A 19,929-nucleotide genomic window follows, 5' to 3' on the forward strand; every position below is an offset into this window, starting at 1 on the left:
GAAAATTGTAGAATAATTAACACAGAAAGGCATGAATATTTATTGAATTTATATCGGACAAAATTATCAGAGAAATTAAAAGAGTCATTGGAAGCGGTGGTACCGATCATCGCGATCGTATTGATATTAAGCTTTACGATCGCACCGGTGCCGCCGGGCATTCTGATGGCTTTTATTATTGGAGCGATCCTTCTGGTGGTGGGAATGATGTTCTTCACACTGGGGGCGGAGATGTCGATGACACCAATGGGAGAGAGGATCGGAACCCGGATCGCACAGTCAAAAAGGCTGCCGGTGATCATCGGGTTGTGTTTTGTACTTGGATTTATCATCACAATATCGGAACCGGATCTGCAGGTGCTGGCCGGGCAGGTACCTTCGGTATCAAATATGACACTGATTCTGGCGGTTGCCGTGGGAGTCGGAATTTTTCTGGTGGCCGCTGTATTGCGTATGTTATTTTCAAAACCGCTGTCCTATATGCTGTTGATCTTTTATCCGGTGGTGTTCATCCTGACTTTTTTTGTATCGAAGGATTTTCTGGCGATTGCATTTGATTCGGGTGGTGTGACAACCGGACCGATGACGGTACCGTTTATCATGGCACTGGGAATCGGATTCTCTGCGGTACGTAGTGATAAATACGCAGAGACGGACAGTTTCGGTCTGGTATCGTTGTGTTCGATCGGCCCGGTGCTGGCGGTATTGCTTCTTGGTATTATCTATCATCCACAGGGTGGCAGCTATTCCGAGACTGTAATACCGGATGCAGAGACATCTGTAGCATTATGGAAATTATTCGAGTCCGGAATCCCACATTATATGAAAGAAATCGGTGGCTCACTGCTTCCGATTATTCTGTTCTTCACATTCTTTCAGGTGGTATCCCTGAAATTAAAAAAGAAAACGCTGATCAAAATTTTGGTCGGTATCCTGTATACATACATTGGACTGGTATTATTCCTGACAGGGGTAAATGTAGGATTTATGCCGGTAGGTAATTATTTGGGACAGGTGATCGCAGGGCTTCCTTACCGCTGGGTGATCATCCCGATCGGTATGCTGATCGGTTACTTTATCGTAAAGGCAGAGCCGGCGGTATATGTGCTGATGGAGCAGGTAGAAGAGCTGACCTCTGGAGCAATACCGGGAAAAGCAATGGGATATAGCCTGTCGCTTGGCGTTGCATTTTCCCTTGGATTGGCGATGATACGTGTGCTGACAGGTATCTCGATCCTGTGGTTTCTGGTACCGGGGTATGCACTGGCACTAATCTTGACGTTATTCGTGCCGAAGATATTTACGGCGATCGCATTTGACTCCGGCGGTGTTGCATCCGGACCGATGACAGCAACCTTCTTACTTCCGTTTGCACAGGGAGCATGTGAAGCGGTTGGCGGAAATGTGGTAACGGATGCATTTGGAGTGGTAGCAATGGTAGCAATGACACCGCTTATCACGATACAAATCCTGGGTGTGGTGTATCAGTATCAGGAGCGTAAGAAGGATAAAGAAGAGATGCTCGCGCAGCCTGTTAAGGTATTACCGCTGGAGGCATATGGGGATGCGGATATCATAGAGTTGTAAGGGAGAATTTATGAGTAAGGTATATATGATGGTGACCATCACGAACAGAAACAAACGAAAAGATTTCCGAACATTTTTTAAAGAGTACGGACTTCCTGTATTTCTGGAAACGATCGGAAGGGGGACGGCACAGAGTGAAGTGCTGGATTATTTCGGCCTGGAAGAATCGGAAAAGTTGTTATTTCTTGCAATCGTAACAGGAGAGACGTGGAAAAAGCTGCGCCGGGGACTGATCACGAAGATGCTGATCGATGTACCGGGGACAGGGGTATCGTTCATTGTGCCGCTTAGCAGCGTGGGCGGAAGAAAGACACTGCAGTTTCTTGTAAATGAACAGGAATTTGAAAAAGAGGAGGAGACTTCGATGAAAGATACAGATTATGAACTTCTGGTAGCAATCGCAAATCAGGGATATATCGACACGGTCATGGATGCGGCAAGGTCAGCAAAGGCCGGAGGCGGAACTGTGATCCATGCAAAAGGAACCGGGATGGAACTTGCAAAAAAGTATCTCGGGGTGTCACTGGTGGAAGAAAAAGAAGTCATTCTGATCGTAACGAAGAGCAGAGAGAAGAATCAGATCATGAAAGCAATCATGGAGCAGGCCGGTCTCGACAGCAAAGAACGTACGATAGTGTTCTCGCTGCCGGTGACCAGTGTTGCGGGGATACGAATGCTGGAGGAAGATATTCAGGATGATTTGTTATAGATTTAAGTATTATATTTTGCAAAAGAAAAAAGAAACGACGAACGCCACAAACCTTCCGGCCCGTGGCGTTCGTTGTCGTTATAGTTATCTAAAGGAATGAGAGTAAAGTGTTGCACCGGATTCCCGGTGTGCTACTTTATGAGGGGGAGATAGTTGAATTTGTCTCTCTCAACTATCTAAATTTATTATAAAAAACAAATATGTCTAAAGTATGTTAAATTCCTTAAAGAAATCGGAAAAATCTTAAGAAGAGCTTAAGAGGTTATAAATAATCTAAAAACGCTACAGTCCAAGTAAATCAAGGGGTGTAGCGTTTTTGCGTGGTGAGTGTTAAGGTGATTTGTCCAAAATCTGTCCAAAATGGGAAAATAAAAGGTAGAAAATACTTTATTCCACTGGTGGAAATATTGGTGCCTGAGGTGCAGGGCAAGGAGGTTCTGGCAATTCTGATATGCAGGTTATTAAATACTCGATAAAATCGATCTGATTTGGATAATCAGCGCGATAAAAAAAAGAATCATAATACTCCTGTATAAGTGTGTAGTCTTCAGAGCATAATCGTATGTGGAAATCGTCTTTATAAGGACAGTCTTCGTATTTTTGTAAGATTATATCCATAAGTTCTTTTTGCCTTTCTCTTTTAGTTAAAAAGTTATATTTTTGAGGGCACTGTTTTGCTTCATTTAGAGTGTCTTCTTTCCATAACTTGAACATTTTATTTTTTAATTCAGTATTATGTAATTCGTCAAATTTTAGACGTAGAGATATCCATTCATCTAAAATTTTATTTATCTGTTCATTTTTAAATAAAATGTATGGTCGGTAATCAGATGGGGCTTTGCCGGAACTTTTAACATTTCTGTTTCTAAATTCAATTTCAGTAAGTTTATCTAATTCAAATAATTTATCAAGAATATTATAAAGAGTTATCTCTTGGTCGGTCTCTTCTGAGGTTTCTGGTTGTATGCCAAAAAGAGAATCTATTGAAACATGAAAAAAATTAGCAATGGTGCCTACTTGTTGAACGGTAAAGCAATCCGAAGTGTCTGTGTTTAGAAGCTTGGAAAGACGAGGTTGACACATTCCAAATTTTTCTGCAAGTTTTGTTTGCGATAATCCGCTATCATCCTTATCCATTAATTTCTTTATATTTCTTTTGAGTATAGAAGTATCATAAATTATATTCTTTTCATCATTTTCCATTATTTTTTATACCTTTCGATTATAAATATATTTTATGATTCTCATTATACAGTATTGGACTATACACTGCAAGACGTATTACCATGAACTTAGACGAACAAGAAAGGAGTGGTCCATAATGTATGAAAGAACAAATGCAAGTGTGAAGCCGAGACTTTTAGGTATAGAGGAGTTTATGGCATACACAAGTTTGGGTCGTGGAAGCGCATTGAAATTAGGACAGGAAATTGGATGTACAGTACGGATTGGAAAACGTGTATTGTATGATACGCGAAAGGCAGATCAGTATTTTGATGCATTAACAGAAGTAAAGTAGGTAAGAAATGGGAAAGGGTGGCTATGGTTTGACCTATCAAGAGGTATACGAGATGGAAAATTTGACCATCGAGGCGAAAGCTATTTATGGAATGTTGTGCAGTTACGCTGGATCAAAAGCAATGGCGTATCCTAGTGTAGATTTTATTTGTGACAAATTAAAGATAAGCCGGACAAGGTTCTACAAGCATATGAATCTATTGGTTGGTGCAGGCGTTGTGAAGAAAGAACAACGCAAAAATGAGAACCAAAGTTTTTCTGGCAATGTATATGTATTGGTGCCGAATCTTCAAAATATACAAATGCCGTGTACGGAAAATGAGTATGCGGGAAATGCGTCTACGGGAAACGAGGAAACTAATATTAACACTTTCAATATTAACACTCTCAAAAGTAAGACTGAATACAGAGAGGTGATGGAAGCATTCAATGCTATCTGTGTATCGTATCCAAAAGTAAAATCATTATCGGAGGCAAGGAAGAAAGCAATCCGGGCAAGGCTACGAACATATTCAATAGATGATCTGAGAAAAGCTTTTGAAGCAATGGAGCGGAGCGAATTTTTGAGAGGCAATAATGGTTCTGATTGGTCAGCTAATTTTGATTGGGTTATGAAGGACAGGAACCTTGCAAAGGTATTGGATGGCAACTATAAGAATAAGGAGGACAAAAATTATGAACAAGACACTGAAAATCGGAGACCAGCATCGGATTATTACAAGCAATTTCTCCGGGATGGCACAGGTAACTAACGTGAAAACAGTGAAAACAAAGGAACAAAATGGAGTTCTGGTGGAATATTTGGTTGAGAATTATGGACAGAGCGCAGATTTTTTTGTTCCAGATGGTGCGATATTAGACGGACAGATTGACAGCCGTAGAGTTAGAAGTGGAATGCCGGTAGAATACATGTCCAAAGATGGCAAAGATTTTGACTGGGGGCAGTATTCAGAGGATGTAGAGATTCAGAAGAGGATAGCCAATGCCTTTGTGTATAGCTTTGCGACTTTTCGGAAACAAGGCAGGGGATTGTACATCTATTCAAGCACTAAGGGCAGTGGGAAAACGCTTCTTGCATGTTGTTTGGCGAATGAGGTGTTGAAAAAGCAAGATGTTTCGATCAAGTTTGCAACTGTTGCTGATTACATAGAGCTTGTGCGGAGTAGCAAAAATGAAGCGGTCAAAGAACAGATGAACGCAATTATGAATACCGGATTGTTGATTGTTGATGATATCGGAGCAACGAAAGAGGACAAGGATTGGATTTCAGATGCTATTTACAGATTGGTGAATAGGCGGTATGAGAATATGTTACCGACCATTTATACATCAAATGTCATGATTGATAATCTGAAATGTGATGATCGCATAAGCAGCAGAATAATGGAAACCAGTACAGTCCTTGCGATGCCGGAGTTTAGTGTACGGAAGAAAAAGGCAGACGAACGAAATGAAGCTTTTTTGCGAGGAATCTTAGAGGAATAGAAAAGCGTGCATCCTGCTGCCATTATCGGGCAAAGTTGGCAGCAGGATGCACCTTTCAATCATTTTAACATGGTGGGAGGTGCGTGGCAATGGTGGAACTGAGGATAGAAAGAGAAAACAGGATAGCAAGGCTGTATTTCATACAGGGAATTTGCGTGGAAAAAAGAGACAGAATCTGGATAGCTGATGTGTTGTTGAAAGAAGTAAGGCTCAGAGATAACACAAAGGCTGTGGGAATCAAGCTGTGTGCGAGGACGATAGAATCAATGAAAAAGCTTATTATTGACTTAGCGCAGTTGTATGGCGTACAGGAGACGTTGTGCGTGAGGATCCCGGAGAGTGAAGAAGAGGGATTATTATGGTCGTACCGGGTGGAATGGTGAGAAAATGCAAACATTTGCTCACATTTTGAGGAGATATAGGCAAGTGCGTAGCAAAAAAGCTTTGATATGTTAACAAATATTAAGGTAAATGAACTATATAGCACTGAACGATAAAACATGACATCTGGAACATATAGGGAAAAAGATAACGGGGGGATGATTTGATTGCTGAGAAAGGCAAAGGTTAAAACCCATATTGCAGAAAAAGACAGCGGAGGTGATGATTTGATTCAACGAATAGAATGGGACGGTGGATAGATGAAAGAAAAACTTACATCGAAGCAAAAGAAATTCGCATTGGAATTTCTGATCTCTGGAAACATAACAGATGCGGCAAAGAAAGCCGGATACAGTGAGCGGCCAGCAAGACAGATAGGATCGCTGAATTTGACAAAGCCGAATGTTGTCGAGTACATGAATGAGATATTGGAGAAAACCAAAAGTGAAGAAGTAGCAACGACAGAGGAAGTCTTGGAATTCCTTACATCTGTGATGCGAGGAGATATAGCGGAGCAGTTTGGATTAGATCCGGCTATAACTGACAGAACTAAGGCGGCACAACTGCTCATGAAGCGGTTCAATGATAATCAGCGGATGGACTTGGAACTGACAAAGTTAGAGATCCGATTTAAAGAGAATATGCCAGGAGAACAGGATAACATCCTTGATGCGCTGAATATTACAGCAAGTGAAGTATGGAACAATTAACTGAATAGAAAAGGAGAAAGAACATGAAGGTATTTTTAACAATTATTTTATTGGCGATTTTTACAACAGAGTTTCTTAATTTCTGCACTAATGCTCTGATATGGGTGAATCTGGACAGAAAGGAGAGAGAGAATGAAAAACATATCGATTGATGGAAAGAAAGTTATCAAAGTTCAAAACGGGCATATTTCGATTGCGTTTCCGACCGGAATAGAAAAAACAGGAAAAGCTATAAGAAAAATGTTGAAATTGTTGGGGCAAGCGGAGAAAGAGGAAGAGCGAAAGCCGCACAATAAAGACCAGATTTATAAAACATTGGATGGTAAATTCGCTGTAGAGTTCGAAAAACTATTTGGAAAAGGAGCTTGCAAAAAGGTGTTCGGAGTGCAAAAGCCATCATATACACTTTACCTTGAATTTTTTGATAAGTTAAATGATCTATTTGAGGAATGGATTAAAAAAATATAAGGAATAACCGGGCAACGTTTGGAGTTGCCCGCTAACCGTTAACAGTAAGCGGTAGAAAGGACGATACATGACAGAAGATGGAAGTATTGTTATTAACACAAAAATCAGAACTGATGGCATAAAGGCGGGTACCGCAGAAATTGAAGCGGGAGTGCATCGGGCAGCAGACAGAGTAAATACATTGGGAAGTAATGTAAAAAAGACTCTTAATAACCAGATAGATTCTTTTGTGAAGCTAAATGATGAGTACAGTACGCAGGAACAAAAAGTAGAATCCTTACGGCAAAAGGTAGCTGCTTATGCGAATCAACGGATTCCGACTACGGAATACAAAGAGATAACAGCACAGATTGAACAAGCACAGGAAAAGCTCAATCGACTTAACGATGCAAAAGAACGTTTCGGAGCTACAGGTGGAAAGGTCAATAGCACATCATATAAGAAAATGCAGTATGACATAGATGAGCTTGCGAACACAATCAAGTATGCAAAGTTAGAACTTGATGATCTGGAGGCATCAGGGAAAGCTTTTATTTCTGGCGTAAATACTAAAGAAGCGCAAGCGGATATGGAAAAGCTGACTGCTGCCGAGAAAAAACTTTCCGATATGCAGAAACAACTGCATACATCGTACCAATCAATAACGGATGCCCATAATTCTTATCTGAATAAGTTGTTAGAAAACGAACGAAAAAACGAACGGAAAATTGCGGAAATTAATGGAAAACTTGAAGAAACAAGGGCGAAAGAAGTTGAAGCAGCCGTAGAAGCAAATCGGCTAAAGGCTATCGGTGATAATGCAAAAGTCGGAAGTAAGAGAATCGTAAATCTTAATAGTGAATTAGAGAGATTACAAGCAAGACAGAACGAACTGAAATCTGCGGGTATTGGAAGTGGATATAAAGAATTTGATTCGAACACAAGACGTATAGCGAAGATTAACGAAACGCTTAGGAAATATCAGGATGAATTAAAAAAGACAACAAAAGAAGAGGGGAGATTTGGAGTAGCCGGTGGAAAGATTGCCGGAAATATGAAAAAGACCGAAAAATCAGTTGATAACGCAAGATTTAGTATGTCACGGATGATAAAAACAGGCTTACTAATGAACATTGTAATGCGGGCGTTTTCGGGAGTAATGAGTGGAATCAAGGCCGGATTTGATAACTTGGCTCAGTATTCTAACGGAACCAATAGTTGTTTATCTGTTTTGTGGGGAAGCCTTATCAGATTACAAAATTCACTTGCTACAGCTTTCAATCCGATACTAACCGTTATCACACCGATACTGTCACGATTCATTGACCTTATCAGCACAGCCATAACTTATGTAGGGATGTTTTTCGGGTATCTTGCCGGGAATAAAACATACACAAAGGCACTGGCAGTACAAAAAAATTATGCTGCCAGTCTGGACAAGACCGCCAAGTCTACGAAGAAAGCCACAAAAGCAGCGAAAGACTACCTGTCACCGCTCGATGAAATTAATCGGTACACAACAAATAAGGATACCGACACAACACCGTCTGGATCTGATGTAAACGGAACACCGATCAGCAAAATGTTTGAAGAAGTTCCGATAGATGCACCGCCGATTTTTGAAAAAATCAAGGATGTACTGGGGCAGATATTCCAACCATTTAAAGAAGCGTGGGAACGTGAGGGAAAGAACACGATTGATGCTGCTAAGTATGCATTGTCGGAGCTTGGAGCACTGGCAAAGAGTGTCGGCAGTAGTATGTTGGAAGTCTGGACGAATGGTACAGGCACACAGATACTGTCTACCATGTTACAGATCGCACAGGGACTGCTTACAACGGTCGGGAATATCGCAAGGCAATTAGATATAGCTTGGAATAAAAACGCCGTAGGAACGGCCATTATACAGGCTATAGCAGATGCTTTCCAAAAGGTACTTGATATCATCAATCGTCTTGTGTGGGATACGGCTCAGTGGGCGGGATCTTTGGACTTTTACCCGTTACTTAATTCGATTAAGAATCTGTTTGAATCTATGTCACCGCTGATAGAAGCTATTGGAAGTTTCTTAGAAAGACTGTATACGAATATCATTTTACCAATGCTTAAGTTCTTGATAGAAAATGGACTTCCGTTCCTTATTAATCTACTTGCGGGTTTGTTTGATTTTCTCGGAGAGCATCAATGGATTATAGATGCCATTGGAGCTGCACTGCTTGGAGCCTTTGTATCATCGAAGATATCACCTCTTGTACTTGGAATAAGAAGTGCCATTACAAGTCTTATAGGCGTATTCACTGGTGCCGGGGGATTATCTGGAGCAATTTCTATGATCGTTACGGCTTTCGATAGATTTGCAGTTGCTTCAAATGTAATACCTATTGCCATTGCGTTAGCTGTTGCAGCTATTGTATTAATAATCACTCACTGGGATCAGCTTAAAGCTGCAATGTCGAAACTTATGGACTGGATAAAAGGAGTATTTTCCGTTGATTGGAATGCTCAACTCGGAGTATTGGGAGAGGGAATAGAAGTTTTATTAAGTACCGTAAAAGGTATTTTTAACAGTATAAAGCAGATATGTTCTGGATTCATTACATTCTTAAAAGGAGCATTTACAGGAAATATAGATATGGCACTAAAAGGAGTTTTGGGTATATTACGTGGAGTTGCTAATTTGGTTTTTTCGATATTCAAAACCCCAGTCAATGAGGTTATTGCTTTGTTTAATGCAATGGGACAGACGATTGTCAAAGCGATTAATAATCTGATTGATGGATTGAATCATATTAAGGTGCCGGATTGGGTTCCAGGTATCGGTGGTAAAGGAATCAATCTTTCTCATGCGAACTTCAGGAGGGTTCCTTACCTTGCACAGGGCGCAGTTATTCCGGCCGGAAATCCGTTCTTGGCGGTTCTTGGTGACCAGACAAGAGGAAACAACTTGGAGATGCCGGAAAATCTGTTAAGAAAAATCGTAAGTGAAGAAAGCGGTAAAGGTACAGGAATGATAAAACTTGTGGTAAATCTGGACAGCCGTACTGTACTTGAACGGCTTATTAATACAGCAAAAGAGATGCAGATGTCCAACGGACAGAATGTATTCGAACTTGGGAGGTAGGTAAATGGAACAAGGAGTAAGAGGCAGATATATGTCGGATTATGGAATCAATCACATAGAGGTTGATAAGCTTGTGAAATTCTGCAAAGAAGCAAGGGGCGAAGACTTAGTATTGCTTTTACGGGCAGCAGTCTTGACCAATGAGGACATAGCAGCAGAGCTATTTACGTGTTTGAAACTGGGTATCGGTTATGAGGTGATATATAAAAAGCACTGGATCCCGATGCAGAGAAAGGATTTTCAAGGATACAGGAGAAAAACACTTGAAACAGTGGAACGATTGTTGCTGATGCGTGATATAGAGATGGAAGAATAGAATTATACTAATGGGAGTAATATAGTTGCCTGTTTGGTAATGCTGTGATATGATACGGACAGGGAAACCAAAAGCAGGCGGCTACCCTCCAACTTCGGAGGGATAAAAACACCCTCCAGACGAAAGAAAGGAGGGCGATGCGATGGTTACATATTCTGACATGATTCAGTTTTGTATATTCATTGTTGCCCTTGTAAGTCTTTGTTATGAGATTTTCAAGGGAAAACGAAGATAGCCGCCAACTACCGCGAATAGTTGACGACTACATAGTTTAGTTAGTTCAATAATTCAAGGGTAGCCGCTTGCGGTTTCCCTCTTGTGTCTTAAATATAGCATATCTGATAAATAGATTCAAGCAGATCAGAAAATTACTATCTTTTTTATTATCCCAAAATATTTGACTATTCAGTATCTCGTTCTGTTGCTTCGGTGTCTGGTATATATTCCAAAAGATCACCGGGTTGGCAGTTTAATGCTTCGCATAAAGCAGCTATTGAGTCTGTTGTGATTCGTTTCCCATTTCTTATATTTTGTAATGTGCTTTCGGAAATGATTTTCTCTTTACGGATTTTGTAAGTGGTGAGGCCTTGAGTGTCCAACATATTTAATAGTTTGGTGTAAACAATTTTTCCCATAATTTCCTTTCTGAACCAATAGACATGATTCTCCTTTATTTTATCATAATTATATATTAATCATACACGGCTTGCAATGTATAAAATTACTAAAAATATGCTCTTTAAAAGATGTATATTTGTAAAGCGTGTCAATTGAACATACACGGCATAAAGAGTATAATGAAATCAAGTTAAAGGAAAGTAAACGAACATCCAGAAAAGATGTGAAATCAAAGTCCATATACCTGTGAGCGACCCGGGTGTTTAGCAATAGTCAGGAAGATGACTTGATCGGAAGCTTTCTAAGACTTATAAGAAAGGAGTTGCCGGAAAGATGAAATACAATCTTAGCAAGATTATGTTGAAAGCATGGGAGATTTACCGAAAATACAATATCAAATTTAGTGAAGCACTTCACAGGGCATGGCTGTCAGCAAAAGCGGAAGAAGTCAACGCTAAACGCATTGAGGTGAGCAAAAAGGCATTAGGAATCACCGAGGATACAAATACATGGTCTGGGTGGAAAAAGCTTGGATATGAAGTAATACACGGCTCAAGAGCATTGTTTGGATGTTCGCTCATCTGGGGTTCTAAAGGTGATGGAGTAGTATATAACGCCCGGTTCTTTGGAAAATCACAGGTACAGGCAATTGTATGAGAAAAGGTGGTAAGAAGATGGAAGAGAATAAAAAAACGGAATGGTACAAGGATGCCATCGTTAAAAAGGTGCAAGAAAGCAATAATCTGCAGTGGTTGAAGCTGATACATATATACGTGACACATTTGAAAGAAAAATAAAGGGCGGTGAGAGCATGAAGCAGAATAAAGAAGTGACGGAGTATAAAGAAGAATTGCGACAAATGATTGAAAACATAGAAGATACAGACACGATCAAGTATTTGCGTACATTCATAAAAACTTTTTTGAAGGAGTGGGAATAAAAATGATGAATAAATTAACAGCAACAGCACTATTTGATAAAAATTCATGTCTTATCGGTAATAAGGATGTGATTCCAAAAAGCGAAGCGATAAGACTACTGGGAAGTGGGGCTGTTGAATTTGCAGACAGAGCAGATTCCAGATATCAGAATGCTTATGGAATCGGAGATTTTACAATGGAATATTTAACCAAAGAGGGATTTTTTATTGCAGTAACATACAAAAATGTAGAAGAACAGAAGCAAGCAACAAAGGTGAAAGAGACTAATAAGTAAAGCATTTACAGGAAGATAAGGAGAATACAGATATGAGTAAAAAAGAAAACACAACAGGAACAACAATGGCAACCGAAATCATCAGAGATATGAAGCGAAGAGAGACAGAAGCAATCGGAGAGCTTTCTGGAATATTAATGGATCTTGATAAGGTTCTCTATACGTTGGAAGTAGTACAGGAGAATTCCGATATTGTAGGAAAATCAGTAAATGACGGGGCATTGTTTATGATGAACCGTAATCGGATTTATCAGAACTCTTCAATTGCTCATGATTACGTGAGAGGATTCGAACAGAAGCTGGCCAAGACCATAGATACATTGGATACTGATGATATTACGGAAGAGGAGCCGGCCGGAGATAGTAACACAGATTCAGCCGGAGAAACTCATACACAGGAGATGGAGAGCAAGAAGAAATTCATTGTTAAGACGGTAGAGGGTATCGAGGCAGAGAAAGCAATTAATATGATCTATGCGTTTGTAAGAAAACTGGCAGCAGAAGAATAGAGAGGTTCATAGATTCAGTTTTAAGCTTTAGATAGTATGCTATGTATAAAAACTATGTAGAGGTAATAAAGAGGACTGTGATAGGCGGTTAAAGGCTCATAGCCCTATTCTATAAAGGTAAATGTCGGATGTTTTGGAAAGGAGAAGTACATGGCAGTTGATAAGAGAGGAAGAAAGCTTCCGAAAGGAATCAGACAGCGGAGTGATGGCTTTGAGGGACGTTTCATGTATAAAGGTGAAACCTATATTGTACATGGGAAGAATATAACTGAGACGCAGAAGAAAATGACAGAGACAAGGTACCAGGTAGAACACGGTCAGTACATCGCCCGGAAGAATATGACTTTCGATGAATGGATGCAGGAATGGCTTGAAGATAATGTAAAGGTCTATCGAAAGAGAGGTACATGGCAGACTTACACAGATATGTACGATTCAGCTATTAAAGATGAAATCGGAAGAATACAGTTGCAAGATTTGACATTGGATATCATCGAGAAGATGTATAAGCGTATCCAGAAGAAACGCAACTACAGTAAATCAACAATGGTGGTTATCTCCTGTATTGTACATGGAAGTTTGGCAGCAGCGAAGAAAAGAAAACTAATCGGTGAAAATGTGGCTGAGGGTGCGGAAATACCGAAGAAAACCAAGGCAAAGAAAGAGAGAATAGCACTGACAAGAGAACAGCAAACGTTGTTTATGGAGTATGCTAAGGACAGCTATTTATACAATTTATTTGCGATTCTATTACGTACTGGATTGAGAAATGGAGAAATAAGAGCATTAAAGTATTCAGATATTGACCGTAAAAATAATGTGATGCATATCCGGCATACAATGAAAACTATTACAGGTGTTGGAATGGTAGAAGATACACCGAAGACGAAAACATCTATCAGAGACATTCCATTAACGCCGGATATGATCAAATACATAGAAGCGCAAAGACACTTCTGGGGATTTAAAGTGACAAATATTAATGGATACCTGTTTTGCGATGAAAAAGGTGATCCGCTAAAAGAGGATACTATTAAATATGAAATCAGACAAGTTATAAAGAAAATCAGACAGGATGGAAAAGAGTTCCCGGATATTACGCCGCACGTGTTCCGGCATACATTTGCAACACGTGCGATAGAAGAGGGAATGCCGCCCCAGGTATTAAAAACGATTATGGGACATAGTTCATTAGCAATCACGATGGATCTATATAGTCATGTTATGGAAGATACGAAGCAAAAAGAAATGCTGTCGATTGCAAATGCATTTTAATTTTGTCCAAAATTTGTCCAAAATTGCATGACACTCAGTGAACAATGATAAATAGATAAAGTGGAAAAAGTCTTTATTTTCGGGCATTAACGGTACTCAGTGAACAATGATAAACAGATAATATGTTAAGAAGAGCTTAAGAGGTTATAAAGAGAATGAAAACCGGAAAAAGCAGTTGACTTTTTCATGAAAATCGAATATTATATATAGAATCTCTTTGCACTGAATATATCCAATACGGATAAGGGATAACAGTACAAACTGATCAGGCTACATTCATTTTTTATAAGAATAAAATCGAGAAAAATGATGTGCATGCCGGGCCGGTCGATTACCGGCAGCAGATGAGACGATATATCATACATCTGTGGGACAGTAAGTAGAAAGTTCCACAGGTGTATTTTTTTGCAAAAAGCAGTCTTGTAAATAGAATACGGAGGAACAGTAGTCTCACCTTAGGTGCCATAGGAGACATGACATTATTAAAAATGGAGGTTATCTTATGACAAGTCAAAAACAACAATTAAATGAACAGAAAATGATCAATCATTTATCAACCGTGGGAATTCTTGGAAATGTCATTCTGACAGCGTTCAAACTGCTGGCAGGAATTATCGGACATTCGGGAGCCATGATATCCGATGCGGTTCATTCATTATCGGATGTGTTTGCCACATTCATTGCATTTCTCGGGGTAAAATTATCTAAGAAATCGGCGGACAGCGAACATCCATACGGTCATGACAGATTGGAATGTGTAGCATCGATGGTGCTTGCAGCCATTCTTCTTGCAACGGGTATTGGTATTGGAATGAGTGGTGTGAAGACGATCATAGCCGGTGATTACAGTCATTTGCAGGCACCGGGAACAATCGCACTTGTGGCAGCTATCGTGTCGATTCTTACAAAAGAGGGGATGTTCTGGTATACCAGACATTATGCGAAGATTCTAGATTCCGCAGCATTCATGGCAGATGCATGGCATCACAGATCAGATGCATTTTCTTCCGTTGGTTCACTGATTGGTATAGGTGGTGCAATGTTTGGATTTCCTGTGCTGGATCCGCTGGCAAGTGTAGTTATCTGTATTTTTATCCTGAAAGTAGCATTTGATATTTTCAAAGATGCACTGGATAAGATGCTGGATACTTCATGCAGTGAAGAATATGAAGAGAAACTGGCAGACTATATCAGAAAGAGCCGGGGAGTAGAAAGACTGGATCTGTTAAGAACGAGAATGTTCGGCAACAAGGTGTATATCGATGCAGAGATTGCAGTAGATGGAACACTTTCGTTGAAAGATGCGCATGCAATTGCAGAGGATGTGCACGACAATGTAGAAAAGAAGTTTCCGAATACAAAGCATATTATGATTCATGTAAATCCGGCATAATGGAAAAAAATACCGCAGCTTTCAAATTTTGAAAAAGCTGCGGTATTTTTTCTTTGTTGGTGTTGTCTGAAAAATTTAATCCTGCTAATGAAAGTATGTTTTCGTTTGTGCTATGAGTTATAACCTTTTACGTATACAAAGCTGTCTGTATCATTGTCACGCTGCATTGTATAGTGATGATTGAGCATGGCTTCGATAAGTTCCTGTCCCTGGTTTTCTACGGCGACCAGAGTCATATCTAATGCATCTTCCAGTTCCTGTACCGTTATATCGTCCAGAAATACCTGTTCTCCGCTTCTTAACATATTGCATGTGATAAGAAGGGTGTCACCAAGATCGGTGCCGGAGGCTTTCTTTTCCAGAAGCTGGGCTTTGAGATCCTGACCGGTGATCAGACCGGATACGGTAACAGTCTCGCCAAAGAAATCATTGCGGATCGCAAATACATTGATCTTAATATATGGGAATGCTTTCATGATCTCCTCTGCGAATCCGGCAAGGGTACTGTAGGCAAGCTTGCCTGTTGCAATGGTAAGTGTACGGCAGGTCTCATTTTTCCAGGTCTCATAGTTGTCATTCTGCTTCAGTGCTTCCAGAGCGTCATGGAATTCTGTCTTTAAAAGACGCATCATGCCAACTCCGTTTTCCAGCTGGATATATCCATCATAGCGTTCTTCTTCCGGAAAATCACGTTCGGCAAGAATATACCATTCATCACTTGCCTGTATGAAGTGCAGACCATATTCTTCATAGAATTTTGGCTGATAGCTTTCAATCATATCAATGACTTCACCGGCTTCTTCTTTTGAAAAGAGTTCCAGCGGATAGAGACCTTCACGGTATTTTGTAAGTCCGGCAGGTACAACGGATACACTTCTCATAAAAGGAAGATAGCTGGAAAGATCCTCAATGGAACGTTTTAATTCATCTTTGTCATTTACGCCTTTACATAATACGATCTGACCGTTCATCTCAATATGTGCTTCATACAGATCCTGCAGAAATTTTAGCTTTTCTCCGGCAAAACGGTTATGCAGCATCTTACAGCGGAGCTCCGGATTGGTTGTCTGTACAGAGATATTGATCGGTGCGAGCTGCATATGGATGATGCGGTCAATATCTGCCTGCTTCATATTTGTCATGGTGATATAATTTCCCTGCAGAAATGAAAGACGGGAGTCATCATCCTTAAAATACAGAGTCTCACGCATGCCCGGAGGCATCTGGTCGATGAAGCAGAACATACATTTATTACTGCAGGAGCGGTATTCACTCATCAGTCCATTCTCGAATTCAACTCCAAGTTCATCGTCGTACTCTTTATCGATTTCCAAAAGCCATTCTTCCCCGGAAGGCTTGCGGATCAGGACTTCGACATATTCATCTTTCATCAGATAACGATAATCAAAGACATCCTCAATTTTCTGTCCGTTTATTTTTAACAGTACATCGCCGGGTTCGATTTCCAGTTCTTCAGCAATAGAACCCGGATAGACGGTCTGTATCAGGTGTTCCTGTTCCTTTTTTCTCACAAATATATTCCTCCGTATAAACATTTACCCATATAGACAAAATGATAGCTTATTCTCAGTCTGAGTGCAAGGTAAGAATTATAAAATCAGAACGTAATTTTTGGATAAATTGATGAAAAAAGAGGAATTGACGGGATTCATTTTTCTACGGGATGTGAAAAAATGTGATTTCTGACAAATATACGATTGTAATCAAACGTTTAACGTGACATAATAAAAAAGAAAAGGTTAAGAATATTTTAAAAGAATGTTAAGTAAGCGTAAAATAAGCTGACAACAAAGGAGAAAATTATGGAAATATTTTCTATGGTATTGTCATTGTTAAGTGGAGTTGCTTTGTTTCTGTTCGGAATGTCCCTTATGGGAGATGGGCTGAAACAGGTTGCCGGTAATAAACTGGAAGCATTCCTTTACAAAATGACAAACACACCGCTCAAAGGAGTAGCACTTGGAACAGGAGTGACCAGTGTCATTCAGTCATCTTCCGCAACAACCGTTATGGTCATCGGTTTTGTTAACTCCGGTATGATGAAACTGAAACAGGCGATCGGTATCATCATGGGAGCCAATATCGGTACCAGTATCACCGGATGGATCTTATGTCTTTCCTATATTGAAGGATCGAATGGTATTGCAAAGATTTTATCTTCTGCAACGATAGCGGCTGTCGTGGCGGTAATTGGTACGATCATGCGGATGATCTGTAAAAGAACGACACACAAGAACATCGGTAATATCATGCTTGGTTTTGCAATTCTGATGACAGGCATGCAGACAATGAGTGGTGCGGTTACACCATTAAGAGAGAGTAAAGTATTTATTGATATGCTGACGATGTTCTCGAATCCAATCGCAGGTATCCTGGTAGGTGTTGCATTTACGGCTGTCCTGCAGAGCGCATCTGCTACCGTTGGTGTATTGCAGGCTTTATCGGTAACAGGAATCCTTACATTTTCCAGTGCATTTCCGATTATTCTTGGTATCGGTGTAGGAGCATCCTGTCCGGTACTGGTCTCAGCGATCGGAGCAAATAAGAATGGTAAGAGAACCGCACTTGTGTATTTATTAAATGATACCTTCGGAATGTTGATCTGGTCGATCGGATTCTATACGATCAATGCATTTGTCCATTTTGATTTTCTGGATAATATTATGTCGCCGGTATCGATTGCCCTGTTGAACACCGTGTTCCGTCTGGTAACGGTATGTATTCTGTTTCCGTTTATTAATAAACTTGAGAAGCTGGTATGCTGGCTGGTAAAAGACAGCGCAGAAGAACTGGAAGACGAAGCGGATTTCGATCTTCTGGAAGAACGTCTTCTGGATTATCCAGCACTGGCAATCGGACAGTGTCACAGAGCAATGAGTGGCATGGCGAAGAAGCTTCGTAAGAATGTCAACCGTGCAATGAACCTTCTGAATGAGTATCAGCAGAGCAAGTTTGACAAGGTTCAGAGAAAAGAAGACCTGATCGACAAATATGAAAGCCGCCTGGGCGATTATCTGATCAAGCTGACAAAGCATGAGATGAATACAGCACAGACAAGACAGGTTTCACTTTATCTGCATACGATCAATGACTTTGAACGTATCGGAGATCATGCTTCTTATATTGCATATATGTCCAGTGATATGCATGAGAATAAGACACAGTTCTCAGAAGATGCATGGGACGAACTGAATGTTGTTATGGAAGCAGTACGTGAAGAAATCAATCTTACATGCAAGGCATTCCTTGAGAATGATAAAGAGATGGCGCAGAGAGTAGCACCGCTTGGTATGGTTATTACAACACTTTGTGATGAACTGAAGATGCGTCATGTGGAACGTATGAGCAGTGGTGGATGTGGTCTGGAAGAAGGAACTGTATTTACGGATATCCTGAACAGTTTTAACCGTATTGCAGCTCACTGTGCAAGTGCGATGGTTGCACTTATGAACAGTGACAAAGAGAATATGGATACACATATCCATGATTCGAAGGTATATCCTTCTGACAGTTCTGAATATAAAACATATCTGAATGAATATAATCAGAAATATGAGATTAAAAAAGACGGGGAACATATGAGAAGTATGGAACCGGAAGAGGTTGAGTAGGATTTCATAAAAGGGCCGCTTATATGCGGCCTCTTTTCTATATTACTGGTTATTTAGCGATTCCTGTATGCTCTTGGTGACATCTGATATTCTTTTTTGAACAGCCGGTTAAAATAGGACAGGTTATTGAATCCTGTGCGTTCCGAGATGGACAGGATGCTGTCATCTTCCGTGAGCAGAAGCCTGGCGGCAATGGTAAGCCGGTAGCCATTCAGATAGCTGGTGAATGTTGTGTGCAGATGCTGCTTGAAGAATTTCATAAAATGAGATTCGGAAAAGCCCAGATAATCAGCGGTACTTTGAACGGTAATCGGTTCTGTATAATGTGATTCAATGTAGGACACAATCTGTTTTACCTTATCCAGAGATTTATCCCGGTTGAAAGTGACCGGTGTTCCCTGAGAAGAGAATAACAGGTAAAAGAAATGAAACAGATGCCCTTTTACCGATAATTCGTAATAATCAGGTCTTTTGCTGCAGAGATCATCGATCGCATCAATACAGGAAGAAAGTGCTTCATGGAAGAAACAGGTATCGTCAAAGAGCCATGGAAGTTCATATTCTAGTGAAAAATATGGCTGGAAATATCCAACTGTCCGGGGATCGGAATCCGCAGAATATAAAAGACTGGTCTGGAACAGGATATTTTCATATTCCATACAGTCTTTCCCATGTTGGGAGATGGAGTGAAGCTGGCCCGGACGGACAAGGACGATGTCGCCGGCTTTTACAACTCTGGGCTTGGTATCAACAGAAATGATGCCGCAGCCTTTTTTTATTACAATGATCTCCACGTCGTTATGCCAGTGAAGCGGAACCTGCGTGAAGTCCAGCGGGATGGAGCACAGATAGGTATTGTATGGAAACTGGATGCTGACGTGTTTTTTAGTTTCATGGAGGTTTTCATAGGTAAGTGTGTTCATGGATGTGTATAAGTCCTTTCTGAAGTAATTGGGATGATCAAAAAGTTGTATATTTGATAGTATTGTATTACTTTTTACTACTATGATGCA

The 19,929-nt window shown here is 40.3% G+C and carries 23 protein-coding genes and 1 riboswitch; of the genes, 19 read left to right on the top strand and 4 right to left on the bottom strand.

Annotation, left to right across the window (positions count from 1 at the left end):
- The first annotated feature begins 42 nt into the window (after window positions 1-42).
- Window positions 43-1,587, top strand: a complete 1,545-nt coding sequence (locus tag NCY30_RS08180) for a DUF1538 domain-containing protein (protein ID WP_055193391.1) — start codon at window positions 43-45, stop codon at window positions 1,585-1,587.
- A 10-nt stretch (window positions 1,588-1,597) separates the two neighbouring features.
- A complete protein-coding gene (locus tag NCY30_RS08185; protein ID WP_055193390.1) occupies window positions 1,598-2,296 on the top strand; it encodes a P-II family nitrogen regulator in 699 nt (232 codons plus the stop codon).
- A 387-nt stretch (window positions 2,297-2,683) separates the two neighbouring features.
- On the opposite strand, the gene NCY30_RS08190 is transcribed toward NCY30_RS08185, so the two are convergent.
- Entirely contained in the window at window positions 2,684-3,499 is an 816-nt protein-coding gene (locus NCY30_RS08190) for a helix-turn-helix domain-containing protein (RefSeq protein WP_195369669.1), read from the bottom strand.
- Between the two features lie 118 nt (window positions 3,500-3,617).
- On the opposite strand from NCY30_RS08190, the gene NCY30_RS08195 reads away from it, so the two are divergent.
- From NCY30_RS08195 to NCY30_RS15350, 9 genes are all read left to right on the top strand, one after another.
- Complete coding sequence (locus NCY30_RS08195; protein WP_195369668.1) at window positions 3,618-3,815, top strand: hypothetical protein; 198 nt, start codon at window positions 3,618-3,620, stop codon at window positions 3,813-3,815.
- 52 nt (window positions 3,816-3,867) lie between these two features.
- A complete protein-coding gene (locus NCY30_RS08200) occupies window positions 3,868-4,566 on the top strand; it encodes a helix-turn-helix domain-containing protein (protein WP_195369667.1) in 699 nt (232 codons plus the stop codon).
- Entirely contained in the window at window positions 4,490-5,299 is an 810-nt protein-coding gene (locus NCY30_RS08205; protein ID WP_250818617.1) for an ATP-binding protein, read from the top strand. The genes NCY30_RS08200 and NCY30_RS08205 overlap by 77 nt, the downstream gene beginning before the upstream one ends.
- Window positions 5,300-5,388: 89 nt before the next feature.
- Window positions 5,389-5,682 carry a hypothetical protein gene (locus NCY30_RS08210; RefSeq protein WP_250818618.1) on the top strand — a complete coding sequence of 98 codons (294 nt, stop codon included), beginning with the start codon at window positions 5,389-5,391 and terminating at the stop codon, window positions 5,680-5,682.
- Between the two features lie 258 nt (window positions 5,683-5,940).
- Complete coding sequence (locus tag NCY30_RS08215) at window positions 5,941-6,390, top strand: terminase small subunit (RefSeq protein WP_250818619.1); 450 nt, start codon at window positions 5,941-5,943, stop codon at window positions 6,388-6,390.
- 132 nt (window positions 6,391-6,522) lie between these two features.
- Window positions 6,523-6,858, top strand: a complete 336-nt coding sequence (locus NCY30_RS08220) for a hypothetical protein (protein WP_250818620.1) — start codon at window positions 6,523-6,525, stop codon at window positions 6,856-6,858.
- A 67-nt stretch (window positions 6,859-6,925) separates the two neighbouring features.
- Window positions 6,926-9,958 carry a hypothetical protein gene (locus NCY30_RS08225; RefSeq protein WP_250818621.1) on the top strand — a complete coding sequence of 1,011 codons (3,033 nt, stop codon included), beginning with the start codon at window positions 6,926-6,928 and terminating at the stop codon, window positions 9,956-9,958.
- Between the two features lie 4 nt (window positions 9,959-9,962).
- On the top strand, window positions 9,963-10,274 hold the full coding sequence (locus NCY30_RS08230) for a hypothetical protein (RefSeq protein WP_195369664.1): 312 nt from the start codon (window positions 9,963-9,965) through the stop codon (window positions 10,272-10,274).
- A 160-nt stretch (window positions 10,275-10,434) separates the two neighbouring features.
- Complete coding sequence (locus NCY30_RS15350; protein ID WP_226850502.1) at window positions 10,435-10,509, top strand: putative holin-like toxin; 75 nt, start codon at window positions 10,435-10,437, stop codon at window positions 10,507-10,509.
- Window positions 10,510-10,675: 166 nt separating this feature from the next.
- On the opposite strand, the gene NCY30_RS08240 is transcribed toward NCY30_RS15350, so the two are convergent.
- The gene (locus NCY30_RS08240) at window positions 10,676-10,909 is read right to left on the bottom strand and encodes a helix-turn-helix domain-containing protein (RefSeq protein ID WP_195369663.1); all 234 of its coding nucleotides are present in this window, start codon (window positions 10,907-10,909) and stop codon (window positions 10,676-10,678) included.
- A gap of 316 nt (window positions 10,910-11,225) precedes the next feature.
- On the opposite strand from NCY30_RS08240, the gene NCY30_RS08245 reads away from it, so the two are divergent.
- From NCY30_RS08245 to NCY30_RS08265, 7 genes are all read left to right on the top strand, one after another.
- Window positions 11,226-11,549 (top strand): hypothetical protein, encoded by a 324-nt coding sequence (locus NCY30_RS08245; protein ID WP_195369662.1) that lies wholly within the window; start codon window positions 11,226-11,228, stop codon window positions 11,547-11,549.
- Between the two features lie 17 nt (window positions 11,550-11,566).
- On the top strand, window positions 11,567-11,689 hold the full coding sequence (locus NCY30_RS15085; RefSeq protein WP_279327659.1) for a hypothetical protein: 123 nt from the start codon (window positions 11,567-11,569) through the stop codon (window positions 11,687-11,689).
- Window positions 11,690-11,703: 14 nt separating this feature from the next.
- Complete coding sequence (locus NCY30_RS15090; RefSeq protein ID WP_270210596.1) at window positions 11,704-11,832, top strand: hypothetical protein; 129 nt, start codon at window positions 11,704-11,706, stop codon at window positions 11,830-11,832.
- A gap of 2 nt (window positions 11,833-11,834) precedes the next feature.
- Window positions 11,835-12,107, top strand: a complete 273-nt coding sequence (locus NCY30_RS08250) for a hypothetical protein (RefSeq protein WP_195369661.1) — start codon at window positions 11,835-11,837, stop codon at window positions 12,105-12,107.
- Between the two features lie 32 nt (window positions 12,108-12,139).
- Complete coding sequence (locus NCY30_RS08255; RefSeq protein WP_195369660.1) at window positions 12,140-12,616, top strand: hypothetical protein; 477 nt, start codon at window positions 12,140-12,142, stop codon at window positions 12,614-12,616.
- A 150-nt stretch (window positions 12,617-12,766) separates the two neighbouring features.
- The gene (locus tag NCY30_RS08260) at window positions 12,767-13,891 is read left to right on the top strand and encodes a tyrosine-type recombinase/integrase (RefSeq protein ID WP_195369659.1); all 1,125 of its coding nucleotides are present in this window, start codon (window positions 12,767-12,769) and stop codon (window positions 13,889-13,891) included.
- Between the two features lie 251 nt (window positions 13,892-14,142).
- Window positions 14,143-14,269, top strand: a riboswitch (NiCo riboswitch).
- A gap of 124 nt (window positions 14,270-14,393) precedes the next feature.
- Entirely contained in the window at window positions 14,394-15,284 is an 891-nt protein-coding gene (locus NCY30_RS08265; protein WP_006428424.1) for a cation diffusion facilitator family transporter, read from the top strand.
- Between the two features lie 110 nt (window positions 15,285-15,394).
- Here NCY30_RS08265 and NCY30_RS08270 read toward each other — a convergent pair whose 3' ends face one another.
- Window positions 15,395-16,816, bottom strand: a complete 1,422-nt coding sequence (locus tag NCY30_RS08270) for a DUF512 domain-containing protein (protein WP_173791566.1) — start codon at window positions 16,814-16,816, stop codon at window positions 15,395-15,397.
- 291 nt (window positions 16,817-17,107) lie between these two features.
- On the opposite strand from NCY30_RS08270, the gene NCY30_RS08275 reads away from it, so the two are divergent.
- Window positions 17,108-18,916, top strand: a complete 1,809-nt coding sequence (locus NCY30_RS08275) for a Na/Pi cotransporter family protein (RefSeq protein ID WP_055303093.1) — start codon at window positions 17,108-17,110, stop codon at window positions 18,914-18,916.
- 53 nt (window positions 18,917-18,969) lie between these two features.
- Here the strand turns inward: NCY30_RS08275 and NCY30_RS08280 are convergent, their stop codons facing one another.
- Entirely contained in the window at window positions 18,970-19,839 is an 870-nt protein-coding gene (locus tag NCY30_RS08280) for an AraC family transcriptional regulator (protein ID WP_044920383.1), read from the bottom strand.
- Window positions 19,840-19,929: the final 90 nt, after the last annotated feature.

Origin of the sequence: Dorea sp. MB18-49 (assembly GCF_023669465.1) — a bacterium.
GTDB lineage: Bacteria > Bacillota > Clostridia > Lachnospirales > Lachnospiraceae > Dorea_A > Dorea_A longicatena.